Genomic DNA, 13,335 nt, shown 5'->3' with positions numbered 1-13,335 from the left:
GCATGACAATATTCAGCGCTGGTGTGACCGTGGGTGTGCATCTGTTTCATCATCGTTCCCCCATCGCTTACTCGAACAATAAGGCTGTGCTATGTGCTATGTGCTATGTGCTATGCACGATGCCTGATTCTACGGTTTCGTCAGATAAAAAGGAGAGCTTCATGAAGATTGCCGTTTTAGATGATTATCAGGATGTTGTTAAAACCCTGGATTGTTTCAAAATCCTCAATGGACATGAGGTTCACGTATTTAATGAAACCTGGACGGATGCTGAAGCGCTAGCTCAGAAACTATTTGATTTTGAAGTCCTGGTGTTAATTCGGGAGCGCACTCAAATAACCGAAGAGCTGTTGTCAAAACTGCCAAACCTCAGGCTTATCAGTCAAACCGGTAAAGTCAGTAATCACCTGGATCCAGCCTTGTGCCACCAATATGGCGTCTCTGTCGTTGAAGGGGTTGGTTCTCCTGTCGCGCCATCTGAACTTTGCTGGGCGCTGATCATGGCAGCTTCCCGCAATATCCCTGAATATGTTGAAAATCTATCACGTTCTCAGTGGCAGGATTCAGGAGTACTCGGGTTAGGCCGGACATTAAATGGCTTAACGATAGGCATTTGGGGGTATGGGAAAATTGGTAAACGCATCGCCCAATACGCAAAAGTATTTGGTATGTCTGTGCTTGTCTGGGGCAGTGAGGCATCCAGAAAACTGGCTGAAGAAGATGGGTTTGCGGCGGCCTCAACCAAACTGGATTTTTTTTGTTGTGCTGACATCGTATCTCTTCATTTGAGGTTAAATGAGGCGACAAAACACTGTGTAACCAAAGCTGATCTGGCTTGCATGAAGTCAGACTCTCTATTTGTAAACACCAGCCGGGCAGAGTTAGTTGAGCCCGGTGCGCTGTATAGCGAAATGAAAGAGAAACAAACAAAACGGGCTGCATTAGATGTGTTTTTGGTGGAGCCCGCCAATCAAACCAGTGAAGCACTGTTGTCATTACCAAATGTACTGTGCTCTCCCCATCTTGGTTATGTAGAAAAGGGCAGTTATGAGCTCTATTTTAAAATCGCATTTGAAAACATTCTGGATTTTATAGAAGGAAACAATACAGGTCTGATACCACAAGGGAGCTGAATGAGAGGTCCTAATAGAAGCTCTGCATGGGAGACCTGAATACAAGCCCCGAAACGCTTCCAAATTCGCTGGCTGCAAAATGAGCGATTGGATCATGATGAAAGGAAAGGGTGATGCACGGTGCGTAACACCACCCTTTTTGAACAGACGCGCTATAAACTTAAGGCTTTAAACTGGGCCCGCTTATGCGCAACACAATGAAACACGATATAAATAGTCCCGGCAGAAATTGCGGCTATCCACAGCAGTGATCCTGTCGAAAAAATCATCGCTGTCGCACCGGATATTAGCATTATGGTGCGTTCGAAAACGTTCATCGGTTTGTTCAGATACCCGGTCAGGCCGATCGCCCAGATGATAGTCGAGAAGATTAAGCCCACACCGGCAATCATAATCTCCATTACCGTCCCCTGAAACAGTAGCGCCTGATCACTGACAAACGCAAAGGGGATCAGAAACGCCACGGCACACATCTTAAACGCCACGAAACTTGTTTTCATCGCATCGGTCTTAGCTACACCGGCGGCGGCAAATGATGCCAGAGACACCGGCGGAGTCACCATTGATAAAACGCAGAAGTACATCACAAAGAAATGCGCCTGAATAGGCTCCAGACCCAGTGTTTTCAATGCCGGAACATAAAGAATTGCGCCAATAATATAGGCGGCAACCGTCGGCAGTCCCATACCCATAATAATGCAGCCAATCACGACCAGGATCAGTGAGATCGCATAGGAACCATCACCTACCGATATAAGTCCGGATGCGAATTTCAACGCCAGATTTGACTGAATCGCAACGGAAATCACTATACCGATAGCGGCAATTGGAACTGCAATGACGGCTGCCTGATATCCTGAATCCGTAACCATTTTAGGCAGATCAGACAGTTTATAGCGTGTTTGCTTTGTCAGAAATGGGGCAAATAAACAGGTCAGCGTAGCCCAAAGAACAGCCACCTGGGCAGACAGGCCGAGGACCAATCCGATTATCAGGACTATCGGCGGTAGCAGCATATGTATACGCGGCAGGATGGGCGTTACCTCTTTCAGATCCTGATCAGTCAGTGTTCCGGCACTGGTTTTCTTTGCGTACAGGTGGGCAAAGATAAACAGCGAGAAATAGAACGCAAGGGCGGGAAAAATACCGGCTAACGCGACGTCACCATAGGGAATAACCAACAGTTCTGCCATGACAAACGCTGCAATCCCCATGATTGGAGGCATTAACTGGCCTCCGGTCGAGGCGATTGCTTCAAATGCGGCAGCCATTTCTGGTTTGATGCCCGTTTTTCTCATCAACGGAATAGTAAATACGCCGGTTGACGTCACATTGGCGACCGCGCTTCCGGATATTGTGCCCATCAGGCTGGAACCGATGATTGCGACCTTAGCCCCCCCACCGACAGACTTTCCAACCAGCTTCATGGCAAGATCAATAAATAGCTGACCACCACCAACCGCACTATATATGACACCAAAAACAATAAAGTAGAAAATGAAGTTAACTGATGTTGCGGTCGTCACCCCCAGAATACCACTGGTTGTCATGATCAGGATTTCAGACCACTCCTCTAATGATATTTCACCAAAGCTGATTCCGCCTGGCAGAAGATGCCCGAACAATCCATACATACCGAATAGTACAATCACAGCAACCAGAATGTTGCCGACAGTGCGTCTGACACCTTCGATGAGTATGACGGTTAAAATGATAGCCATCGCAATGTCGTACCATTCAATGGATGAAACATTCTCTATTCGGTTGTTGAGTCTGGAAAGCTCCACAAAGTAATATGTGGCAACAAGTCCGGCGCAGGCGATGAATATAAAATTCACAATGCGGTTTAGCGCTGATGATTTACTGAAGGGTATAAATAGAAAAACCAACAGTATTGATACAGTCAGGTGAAATGAACGTTCAGCCAGGGGAGACTCTGGATAAAATAGCACCCAATACTGAAAGATAATAAATACACTACAGATCGCTAGCTTCAGATAGCTTGTGATAGTTGTGACTATGCTATTCATAGAGATATCCTGAATTGTTTCTGTAAAGGAAGTCCGGCCCTTAATTGCAGGCCGGATTATCGACCAGGCTACAGAAGCCCAATCTCTTTATAGTAACGAATGGCACCGGGATGAAGTGGAATGCCATTATTTTCAGGTTTAGCTGCGTCTTCTGGCTTGAAGAACTTCCAGGCAGGAAAGTCTTCAGCAAGTGTATCCATATTTTCGATAACCAGTTTAGTAATCTGGTAAGCGGTCTCATCAGGCAGATCACTGTTAGCGATAAGATGAGTACCATAATTTCCGCCGACTACTGGCTCAGTCTGAATATCAAACCATTTAGGAATAGAGCCTTTTTGAATGCCGACTTTAGCTAAAGCAGCGAGCCCTTCTTCAGAAATATCAATAAAACGAACGCCCCCGGTGAGCGTAATTTCCTGAATAGTTGGGTGACCTCTTAAAATAGTATCAAAGTAGATATCCGCCCGACGATCCCTGATCATTGATGCCATCTGCGCGGGAGCTACCTGAATGATGCGACCACCATTCTGCTCGATTTTCTCCCGGCTGGTGCCGTGAGCTTTAAGAATAATATCGACTGCAGGAGGGATGTTAGAGCCTGGCGGTTTCATCAATATATTGACAGGTTTGCCGGACTCAAGAATATCTTTCAGCGTGGAGAAATGGTTATCCTCCATAAACTGATTTCTGACGATTGCGCCAATATAGACGGGGTTTAGCCCACCCACCAGTGAGCGGATATGAGTGGCTTTTTTACCGTTGTATAACAGTTCGCCATTCATTGCCCATTGAGAGGTTGCAACATTCGAGATCGCAATCTGGGCTTTGCCCTGTTCGACCACCATCGGGTTAGCGACACCGCCCCCTCTGGCAAGAATATCGATATCGATACCGCTATCGGTTTTTTCCATCATTTTTTTGATGGCGGCGGCCCCAACATACCATCCTGAGCCAACCTTCATTGCACCAATTCGAACAGAGTCTGCACTTGCGTTCATGGAGATAACAGTACTGAGTAGCAGCACGGTCGAGGTTCGGATAAACGTATTTATTATTTTCATGTTATACACCGATTTATGAGCCTGGCAGAGGAGAACATCTCAGCCAGGCTGGTATTAAATACTTATTTTGTCACTCTATCATTAAATGATTCCGGCTGAACGCAAAGCGTCCGCAATTTCAACTTCAGCACCTTCTGCTAACGGGAGTAATGGAGAGCGAACATTGGCGTTATCCAGAATACCTCTGGCCACCAGCGCATGTTTCAGGGCAACAGTGCCTTCCATGTGTGAGCCGCGATGGTAAACGCTCTTTGTAACAGGCAGCAGTTTATCGTGAATGGCACGGGCCGCAGGATAATCTTTGGCTTTGCCGGCTTTAATAAGTTCAACCAGCAATTCAGGTGCAACGTTACCGTAACCCACCAGCAGACCATCAACATCAAACATCGTGTGAAGTAGGTATTCATCATGGCAACTCAGAATCTGCAACTCTGGGTTTTCCTGGCGAATAACAGGGATTTCAGTATCCCAGCGACGCATGTTACGAACGCCATTCTTCATGGCAAAAACGCCAGGCTGAGCAGCAATTTCCAGCTGGGTTTCCAGATCATAAGTACACTTAGTGACATCAGGGTATTGGAACAGAATCAGCGGCAGACCACTTTCCTCATAGACGTTACGGTACTTATCCTGAGGCGCTCCTTTTTGATAGCCAAACCGCAACCAGCCGTGTGACGGGTAAAGAAGACCGGCTGTTGCTCCTGCTTCAACCGCACGCTTTGCTTCTTCTGCTGCAACTTCAGTACCTTCCAGAGTAATACCGGCAATAATAGGGATTGAACCATTGACCGCTTCTGCAAAGCTTTCGATGACCTTCATCTGTTCACTTTGAGACAGGAAAGTACCTTCACCCGCATGTCCAAGTACCGTCAGACTTTTAACGCCATCGATACCTGCAAGCCACGCACCCAGTTTTTTACAAGCAGCATAGTCCACCTCTCCAGTAGCAGTGAAAGGAGTAACCGGGGCTGGATTCAAACCTCTAAGATCAATATTTGTCATGTTATTACCTAATTGTGTCTGAAATATCTTTTATTGTTAGAGCAGTTAGTTGTGTGAAGTAATGGAGCAGGCTCTGTATCAGTTGCCTTTTGGAATGCCTGATTACTTACATAACGTAGATTCAGTCTAATACTGCTCAACCTATACATGAATACCTATTATTGAATTTCAGATATGCATATTACGTATATCAAAGAGTACAATCCGTCATCTGACAAATCACTTAGCCAACTTTGGTTACGTCATCTCTTAATGTGTTTAAACAGACCGGGGAGAGGCTGAATATCAGGTGGAGAAGGAGTTACAAAATGCAGACAGCATAGGATAGGAAAGAAAAAGAAAGACCTGACCACTACCACACTCTCTAATTAAGTATTTCGACATTATACTTATCACCAAGATTTGATGTTAACGATGTCAGATCTTTTACCAGCTCCATGACGGTTTTACATGCCAGTGTCAGCGAACCGTGGGGAGACATCGCCAGCGCTATATACCGGCTAATTTCCGGCTCAATAATCTTAACCGCTTTGACATTATGACTGTTCTCAGCAGCATAGCTTGCGTATGGCCCCAGGAGCGCATAACAGTTACCTTTTTCAACCGCTTCAGCCTGAAGCCCCAGAGAATCGGCTTCTAAAATGACATTGAGATTGATCTTATATTCAAGTGCAAGCTCATCCAGGCGATCCCTCCAGGTACTGGGTCTGCAGAACGTGGTCAGCGGTATGCCATCGATAGCAGCAAATGTTAACTCGTTTTTGCATGTTAAAGGATCATCTTTATGACCGACTAAATAGGTGGATGTATTTAGCAGATAGATATCTCCATTTTTCGGAGATGGGCTTTGCCGATAGAGAATCGCTAAATCAACTTTACCCTGTTCAAGCCAGGTTTCCAGTTGCGCCCCCTGCCCCTCTCTCACCATTAGCTGAATCAATGGATACTTTTGTTTGAGAATGAAAAACAAATTGCTGATCCAGGGGTGTGATGTCGATGGCAGAATGCCGATACTCACTTTTCCGATGGGCTGGCCAGATGTTTCCCGTATATCATTCTCAAGCTGTTCTGTTGAGAGAATCCAGCCACGAACTTTGGGAGCCAGTCTTTTACCTAAATCAGTTAACTCAACCCCCCGCCCATTTCGTTGAAATAATCGCCCACCGCACTGCTTTTCTAAATCCTGGATATGTCTGGAAACCTGTGGCTGACTAATATTCCAGAATAACGCTACCTTGCTGAAGCTACCTAACTCAGCGGCATCGATAAAAACTTTCCAGCTGGTGTAATTCATCACGATACCCTTATCAAGCTATTCATTTAATGCATATCTGAAATTCTAAATCAGCCATTCTTGTATGTTAAGGATAATACTATAGTGAGCAAACGTATTGTAATTAATTACTAACAAATAATTACAACATGATAATAAACCATAAAATTCAAATAGTTAATATCTTTTGAGTGATGTTCAAGCACTCAGGTTAGAGCAATAAATACAACAAAAAAATAACTTGGAGTTTTCGATGAAACAAGCTGATAAAACCTTACTCGTATTAGCCATCGCCAGTATCTGCAGCGCAAGTGTCTCTGCTGATACCCTCAGGGATTCACTGAAGAATGGTACTTTTTCTGCGGAAATCAGAAACGTTGTCGTACAAAGCTCATACACAGATGCTATCGGTGAAGCCGGAGTTACCAATAACAACAACTCGGGCGGCACTGCCATCTCAATTAAATATGAAACAGCCCCCTATAGCGGACTGAAATTTGGTATCGCTTTCCAGCATGGCCAGGACTGGAAGTTGCAGGATGAGTCTACAGGCCTCTCTATCAAAGGAGGAGAGGATGAGCACAGGGTTAGTATTACGTCTACCAGTCTTGAACAGGCGTATATTGATTATGCTTTCAATCAAGAGACGTCGAATACCAGCATCCGCCTGGGACGACAAAAAATTGTGAGTCCTCTGATCATGAATAGTGGTGTATTTCCGATGAAAGACACCTTTGATGCGGTCGTTATTACCAACAAAGATCTGCCCGATACTACGCTGAAACTGATGTACATCGATAGCTGGATTATGCGCTATGGTGATGCTGCCAGTGCCTCACCGACGCAGAACGATATACACTATGAGAATCCGCTTTACTCACTCTATCTTAATAATAACAGCCTCGCTGGCCTTAATGTCGAAGGGCAGTGGCTGATCAACGATAATAACTCAAAAGCGGGAGACCCTCCAACGGCGGCGGTAACGGCCGATGGCTACCAGGCAGGTTTTCTTGGCCTGACCTATAAGATTCCTCAAACGTCATGGGTTCTCGGCGCCAAAGTGCTAACGGCGGATTATGATACGTTATCTGATACCGGTTACTGGGGTGTAAAAGCGCAAACCAAACTGGGTGATTACACGGTTAAACTGGCCTATACCGATGTCGATGATGCTCGCAACTTCCCCGGGACACTGGGCCATGTACCTATGTTCAGAGCGTATCACTCAACCGTCACAAGTGAGATTTTTGCTGGCTTGAAAACAACATCCCTGAGTGTCAGTTCAGGCTTTGGTATTCCTGGATTCAGCTCAGGAATTACCTATGCAATGTGGGATCAAAGTGCTACTGGTATGGCTAATAGTGGTAAAAACTTTGATGGCGGCTCTGAGCTGGCGCTGGATCTGAAATATAAATTTCAGACGTTCGAAGGCCTGTCATCACGTATTCAACTATCCCAGATGGATTATGACCAGGCCGGTGATGATGATCAGACCTACCTGAGGGCTACACTGAACTACGCCTTCTGATAGTTTGCTATTACCCCTTCGATGGTAATCAGTCTGGTCGCTATACAAGCCGATAGTTTTTAACTGGATAAAACCAGACTTTTGAGAGGGCATGCCCTCTCTTTTTTATTGTGTAGAGAAAGTCGTCAGATCATTCCTCAACTATTACAAACTGACATCGCGAATGCGCCTGCATGTTTCAGCCCCTCCCCCCCCCCTGCGATGCTGTTTAAATAGATGAGCAACCATCTCACTATATCTGTCACTATGGTAACTGTGCCTGGTCAAAAAGATTTACATATTATTGCAGATGGCAGAGACTTACAGAGTCAGGCGGATGCTGTAATGTGCGGGGCTGCAAAGAGTGGTAAGTGGGGATAAGTCCCCAAACTGTATAGAAACCAGCCAGTCTGTTGATTCAAAAGCCCGCCCAAATGATCTGCTCTGATAACAATACTATGCGCAAACGCTTAAGCCGCGTTTGATGAAAGGATATACCTCAACTGCTGGAGTCGACTGTCGTGCTATTTGGACTATTTGGTAGAAAAAAGAAAAACGCTGACAAGCGGCCTAAACCAACGAGTCGGTCCAGCGAATCAGCAAGCAAACCCTCCAGGCCTTTCGGGCAGCTTTTGGATGAGCCTGCCGATGAGGCCACATCGGAATTATCGCAGGAGATGTACAGGTCGCTGACCGAATTCAATCTGTTTGTCGCATCATATATCGATGAGCAACAAGCGGCCCGGGCACAACAACTGTGTGAAAAACTGCCAGATCCAAATCCCGTACAAGCAAAGTTAGCCGGTGGCCTGGATACACCACAGGAGCTGGTTGCCACCCTTGCCGCCGATCCCGGACTGACAGCAGAGGTGCTGCGTACAGTGAACTCCGCAGCATTTTCATTGACCTCACCTATTTCAAGCGTTCAGCACGCGGTTAATTATCTGGGGGTCAGTTTTGTTAAGGGTCTGGTATCCCAGGCCGCGACAGCGGATCAAACCAAAGGCTGCTCTGAAGCACAGAGAACCGCATTGCAGCGGGCCTGGTTATCTACCGCTGTTGCAAGCGCGTTTGCCAATTTATTGGGACAAAATGCGGGTCATCCCCGCCCCTCGGTGTTGGCAACCAAAGCCCTGTTTTTCAACCTCGGTGACCTGGGGTTTATCCTCGGTGAGGAAAGCGCACACACCTGGTATGCTGAAGGCATGACAGTGCTTGACAGAATTAAAGCGCAGCAACAGGGTAGCGGATTGAACGCCGCTATCGTTGGCTCAACATTAGCCCGGAGCTGGGGATTACCGGAAGATATTGAACGGGCCATTGCCAATTCCATGCTGCCGCTGGTCAAGACACCCGCGCAGTTGCCTCGGGTTTTGCAAGAGGATGAACTGAAAGATACCGTGCTACTTTATCTTGCCGCACGTATCGGTGACCGTGTAGCGTATCGCGGCCTGCGTGACTTGTCCGAATTCAATCTCGAAGCAGAAGATGAACCCGGGATATTCTTCCTGAAAAACCACCTGGATACGTCTGACCAGAAACTGGTTATCAAGTTGCTGTCAGATACAGGCTTTCGCAATAAGTTTAATCGCCTTCTGTCGACATTAGCTATTTGAACAAAATTCTAAGGGAAATGCCCTCCCATCTGGGTGCCTTTCTGATTACATTATCCTCACTTTTACCCTATTTATTAATATAAGGATTATCCCTCATGGAAGCACGACAGAAGCACAACCGCCGTCTACGCAAAAAACTGTACCTGGGTGAGTTTGCAGTTAATCTCTTTGAGATAAATGTGACGCTATCCACCAGCGCAGAGACGGATCTGGATGCGTTCATTGATAGTTTTGTTGATCAACTTGAAAAGCTGGGACTAACCTACTTTGGTTACTCCGATGCTGACGGAATTCAGGGACATGTACTATCTCAGAAGCGCTACGAGTCTCCCTCTGAGAGCCAGAAACAGGAACTGTCCGAGTGGTGTGGCACATACCCTGGTATTAAAAGTTACGACCTGGGCGAGCTTGTGGATATTAATCAGGCTTAGCGTTTTAACTCAGATAAGCCTCCTTCTATCCACCTCCCGTGCAGCAGAATCTAAAACAGCATACCGATAAGCTAGAATAGTGTCTTTCTGGGACGCATGAAATCACTGATTTCCTGGCGTAGGCTGGAATCGGTGATCGCAACTGATAACCTGAGACGGGCAATGGCGCAGTCAATCCGTCACACAATCTCCCCGCACCTACCCAGCCTCGGGGCAACCTTTTTCGTTGTTTTGTCGAAAGAAAGGCACCTGTTGATAACACGCTCTTTGCCTCTCAAGCTTTGGCGAGTTTTATGCTGCCCCTATTTATCTCTGATGTTGAATATCGGTGGGGGAGGTTTACAGCGAAGCAGGTTTCGCATCTAAACCAAGCAATCGATCAATTGACAGAATTCCCGGGCCACGGGCAACAATAACCAGCAGGGAAACGGCCCACCAGGATGCTGGATTAATCCAGTGATCCCATGTTGGGAATACCGCCAGTTGAATAAACATTGTCATGCCTATCAGACCTAACGCGGCAAAACGAGACAACAAACCAATAATGAGTAAGACTGGCAACACAACTTCCGCTATACCCGCAAACACGGCCAGTAACTCAATCATTTTCACGACAAATGAGCCTTCAACATATTCAAGTGTTTCAGGGTTACATAGCTGTAATGCTCCGGGTCTTACCGGATCGGGGCAGAAGAATTCATACTTGAACAGGTCATACTTCTCGACATTAAACTTTAAAAAACCGTCCCACTTACTCAGCCCGGAATCCAGGAAGACTTTGGCCACCATAAAACGGAGAAAGAACAGTGCCAGGGGTTCTAATAATCGAGACAACTGCACGCCCAGTTGTACGTAACGTTCACGGAGTTTGCCTACCATACCCATATGTATTCCCTAGTGCTTATCATTGTATTTGGCCATATCAATTTCTAATATTTCATTTTGCAGGCAGGCAGAGAAAACATCACTGACATCAAAATCGGGGTCTACAGCTAACGCGGCATCAAAAGCCCTTTCAAGTATGCCTCCCTCTCCCTGTAACGTTGCCATAAGCGCTATTTCAGGCGCGGAAAGCGAGCGCGCCTGCACGGCCCCCTGTACACGCCAAAACATCACAGTATCAACAGCTACAGCACTATCCGCCCGCGTTAACTCGCTGATGCTATGGAGTTCTTCCTCAACAGCACTGTTCTCTACAGGCTCCGCGATACCTGAGTCAGTTTTTAGTCCAATCCATTGATTCAAAGTACCGGGATTGACTCTCAGAAGCACAACACTGGTGTTTAATGTCACCACGGCTTGAGTAAAATCGTGTCCCCCTTCCACCAGCCATGAGATCTTTTCTGCTGTCAGTGTCTGCGTCGCGTCCGCACTCATCAGGCTCGTTAGCCATGCGTAATCCAAACGCGCTAAGTCGACCAGAGCCGGGGATAGCGTTACCGTCTCAGGCGGTGCTTCTATCGCCGCAATAAAGTCACTGAGAAAGCCAGGGAAGCGCTGCCCATAGCCGACCAGCGTCCCTTGTCCAGGCGGAAAATGGTCGACATAAACACAGGCGATACGCTTAAACGTTTCGCGCCCAATAAGCTTTTCACACACAGGAAAGTTTGCGGCTAGCGCATCAACACAACCTTTATAAAAACCATTGCGATACACAGACAATCGCTTCATATGCTCAGCATTAACGCAAAAATCGTTCATACCACGGGCATCACCGGTACGCAGGTAATCTGCAAATGCATCAATGTAAGGACTCAGCGCCATCAGCGTGCCTCCTTTTGAAAGCCATTAGCCACCGCTGTATGACCGCTGCATTGATCTAAATAGCCCTGTGCCGTTTGGCGCTCCCTCATCAACTCAGCAAACGGCGGTATATTGGCATCCCGTTCGATTAATACCGGCCGATGTCCAAACAGAGACAACGCATGCTCCAACAAAGCCCAGACCGGGCCATCAATATCTGCTGCATGACTGTCGATTAATAGTGCCTGGCCTAATTCCGGGTCAGGGTCATACCCGGCCATATGAATCTCACCAACCAGCTCAGCAGGAATCTGCGACAGATACTCCGTTGCATCGATACCGGTGTTTTTACTACTGAGATACAAGTTGTTGATATCAATTAATAAACCACAGCCACTGCGCTGCGCAGCTTCAACTAAAAACTGAGGCTCATCCATCTCGCTGATGAAATCCAGATAGTTAGTCGGATTCTCAATTAAAATACGCCGGCCTATGCCTGACTGATAACGGTCAATCCCTTCCACTAACGACTGGAGTGCGTCCCGGGTTCTGGGCAGGGGCATAAGGTCAGCAAAATATGCACCGCCAGAGCGAGACCAGACCGCATGTTCGGATATCAGCGTTGGCTGAAACTCATTGATTAACGCTTTGACCTGTTGAATATGCTCAGGCATAGACTGATGATCATAGCCTAGTGACCCCCCGACGCCATGGAAGCTCAGATCATAGTTCTCACGGATTGAGCGGAGATAGTTTAGCCGGGGCCCGCCTGCAACAAAGTAATTCTCTGTATGCACTTCAAACCACAGACTATTTCCCGTGCAAATGGCTTCTTCCACAGGTAACGCCAAAATATCATCCAGGTGTTCAGCCTTTAACCCCAGGCCGGCCCCTAAATGCGCTCCGGCAATCAAAGACTGCCGGGGCGGGTTGCATTCATGAACCTTCAAGAGAACCCATTCCATTTGGTGTCACGATTGATTCACAGGTACCTTTAGGCGCATAGGCCCAGGCATTCGTCTGAAAATCTGTAGTCGAGGTACCTTCGCAGCTGGTACCGGCACCTGCTGCACAGTTATTCTCACCGGCGAGTGCAATACCAAAGCACTTATCTTTACGGCCGCTAATTTCTTCACCCGCTAACCAACTGTTAACTTTAGCCTGAACTTCGGCAGAGGCCGTTTCAGAAACCTTCAATTGACTACTAGGACCGGCCACGGAGCCCGTGCTCAGAAGCGCAGTTGACGCGCCAAGAAGTAGTGCTGTCGCTAAGTTTGCTTTGTTCATTTTTATTGCTCCAGATTAAGTCGATATTTTTATGTTGAGAGACGGCTGCAACAAGTTTTCGTCACTTGATGTTAGCTACTGTAAAGACTCAAACTGAAATAAAGCTGAAACGAAACAAAAAGAAAGAAAAATGAAAACAATCAATATTCAGGGTGTGTTTCAGAGCGTTGATGACCGTATAAAAACGATCAGCAATGCGTAGGAGATGATGAGGCGGGTATTAATAACCCATAAAAAAAACAGGCATCGGAT

12 protein-coding genes are annotated in these 13,335 nt (G+C 46.7%); 4 read left to right on the top strand and 8 right to left on the bottom strand.

The window, feature by feature from the left end:
• Positions 1-161 precede the first annotated feature (161 nt).
• Positions 162-1,133: a D-2-hydroxyacid dehydrogenase family protein gene (locus BMY09_RS05560; protein ID WP_091355064.1), complete on the top strand. Its 972-nt coding sequence runs from the start codon at positions 162-164 to the stop codon at positions 1,131-1,133.
• Positions 1,134-1,285: 152 nt separating this feature from the next.
• Here the strand turns inward: BMY09_RS05560 and BMY09_RS05555 are convergent, their stop codons facing one another.
• From BMY09_RS05555 to BMY09_RS05540, 4 genes are all read right to left on the bottom strand, one after another.
• On the bottom strand, positions 1,286-3,163 hold the full coding sequence (locus tag BMY09_RS05555) for a TRAP transporter permease (RefSeq protein ID WP_091355061.1): 1,878 nt from the start codon (positions 3,161-3,163) through the stop codon (positions 1,286-1,288).
• A 68-nt stretch (positions 3,164-3,231) separates the two neighbouring features.
• Positions 3,232-4,224 carry a TAXI family TRAP transporter solute-binding subunit gene (locus BMY09_RS05550; RefSeq protein ID WP_091355058.1) on the bottom strand — a complete coding sequence of 331 codons (993 nt, stop codon included), beginning with the start codon at positions 4,222-4,224 and terminating at the stop codon, positions 3,232-3,234.
• A gap of 81 nt (positions 4,225-4,305) precedes the next feature.
• Complete coding sequence (locus BMY09_RS05545) at positions 4,306-5,226, bottom strand: dihydrodipicolinate synthase family protein (protein WP_091355055.1); 921 nt, start codon at positions 5,224-5,226, stop codon at positions 4,306-4,308.
• Positions 5,227-5,590: 364 nt separating this feature from the next.
• Positions 5,591-6,520: a LysR family transcriptional regulator gene (locus BMY09_RS05540; protein WP_091355053.1), complete on the bottom strand. Its 930-nt coding sequence runs from the start codon at positions 6,518-6,520 to the stop codon at positions 5,591-5,593.
• A 232-nt stretch (positions 6,521-6,752) separates the two neighbouring features.
• Between BMY09_RS05540 and BMY09_RS05535 the strand changes: the two genes are divergently transcribed.
• The 3 genes from BMY09_RS05535 (at position 6,753) to BMY09_RS05525 (ending at position 10,053) form a co-directional block, all read left to right on the top strand.
• Positions 6,753-8,027 (top strand): OprD family outer membrane porin, encoded by a 1,275-nt coding sequence (locus BMY09_RS05535; protein WP_091355050.1) that lies wholly within the window; start codon positions 6,753-6,755, stop codon positions 8,025-8,027.
• Between the two features lie 656 nt (positions 8,028-8,683).
• On the top strand, positions 8,684-9,622 hold the full coding sequence (locus BMY09_RS05530) for an HDOD domain-containing protein (protein WP_091355048.1): 939 nt from the start codon (positions 8,684-8,686) through the stop codon (positions 9,620-9,622).
• 95 nt (positions 9,623-9,717) lie between these two features.
• A complete protein-coding gene (locus BMY09_RS05525) occupies positions 9,718-10,053 on the top strand; it encodes a 50S ribosome-binding protein YggL (RefSeq protein ID WP_091355046.1) in 336 nt (111 codons plus the stop codon).
• A 339-nt stretch (positions 10,054-10,392) separates the two neighbouring features.
• Here BMY09_RS05525 and BMY09_RS05520 read toward each other — a convergent pair whose 3' ends face one another.
• From BMY09_RS05520 to BMY09_RS05505, 4 genes are read right to left on the bottom strand one after another with little or no spacing between them, the layout of a single operon-like run.
• Positions 10,393-10,938 carry a DoxX family protein gene (locus tag BMY09_RS05520; protein WP_091355043.1) on the bottom strand — a complete coding sequence of 182 codons (546 nt, stop codon included), beginning with the start codon at positions 10,936-10,938 and terminating at the stop codon, positions 10,393-10,395.
• Positions 10,939-10,947: 9 nt separating this feature from the next.
• Entirely contained in the window at positions 10,948-11,817 is an 870-nt protein-coding gene (locus tag BMY09_RS05515; RefSeq protein WP_091355040.1) for an HvfC/BufC N-terminal domain-containing protein, read from the bottom strand.
• Positions 11,817-12,746, bottom strand: coding sequence for an MNIO family bufferin maturase (gene bufB / locus BMY09_RS05510; RefSeq protein ID WP_245756508.1), 930 nt, complete (start codon positions 12,744-12,746; stop codon positions 11,817-11,819). Before bufB ends, BMY09_RS05515 begins: the two co-directional genes overlap by 1 nt.
• On the bottom strand, positions 12,733-13,083 hold the full coding sequence (locus tag BMY09_RS05505; RefSeq protein ID WP_091355034.1) for a BufA1 family periplasmic bufferin-type metallophore: 351 nt from the start codon (positions 13,081-13,083) through the stop codon (positions 12,733-12,735). Before BMY09_RS05505 ends, bufB begins: the two co-directional genes overlap by 14 nt.
• Positions 13,084-13,335 lie beyond the last annotated feature (252 nt).

Origin of the sequence: Amphritea atlantica (assembly GCF_900111095.1) — a bacterium.
Taxonomy (GTDB): Bacteria; Pseudomonadota; Gammaproteobacteria; order Pseudomonadales; family Balneatricaceae; genus Amphritea; species Amphritea atlantica.
The sequence above is the reverse complement of the archived record's forward strand: the minus strand, read 5'-3'. Positions and strand labels throughout refer to the sequence as shown.

Excerpts from the sequence above, each read along its gene's own strand:
- BMY09_RS05550 (WP_091355058.1), bottom strand. The coding sequence starts at position 4,224 with ATGAAAATAATAAATACGTTTATCCGAACCTCGACCGTGCTGCTACTC.
- BMY09_RS05525 (WP_091355046.1), top strand. The coding sequence starts at position 9,718 with ATGGAAGCACGACAGAAGCACAACCGCCGTCTACGCAAAAAACTGTAC.
- BMY09_RS05515 (WP_091355040.1), bottom strand. The coding sequence starts at position 11,817 with ATGGCGCTGAGTCCTTACATTGATGCATTTGCAGATTACCTGCGTACC.
- BMY09_RS05555 (WP_091355061.1), bottom strand. The coding sequence starts at position 3,163 with ATGAATAGCATAGTCACAACTATCACAAGCTATCTGAAGCTAGCGATC.
- BMY09_RS05540 (WP_091355053.1), bottom strand. The coding sequence starts at position 6,520 with ATGAATTACACCAGCTGGAAAGTTTTTATCGATGCCGCTGAGTTAGGT.
- BMY09_RS05530 (WP_091355048.1), top strand. The coding sequence starts at position 8,684 with ATGTACAGGTCGCTGACCGAATTCAATCTGTTTGTCGCATCATATATC.
- BMY09_RS05545 (WP_091355055.1), bottom strand. The coding sequence starts at position 5,226 with ATGACAAATATTGATCTTAGAGGTTTGAATCCAGCCCCGGTTACTCCT.
- BMY09_RS05560 (WP_091355064.1), top strand. The coding sequence starts at position 162 with ATGAAGATTGCCGTTTTAGATGATTATCAGGATGTTGTTAAAACCCTG.
- BMY09_RS05520 (WP_091355043.1), bottom strand. The coding sequence starts at position 10,938 with ATGGGTATGGTAGGCAAACTCCGTGAACGTTACGTACAACTGGGCGTG.
- BMY09_RS05535 (WP_091355050.1), top strand. The coding sequence starts at position 6,753 with ATGAAACAAGCTGATAAAACCTTACTCGTATTAGCCATCGCCAGTATC.
- BMY09_RS05505 (WP_091355034.1), bottom strand. The coding sequence starts at position 13,083 with ATGAACAAAGCAAACTTAGCGACAGCACTACTTCTTGGCGCGTCAACT.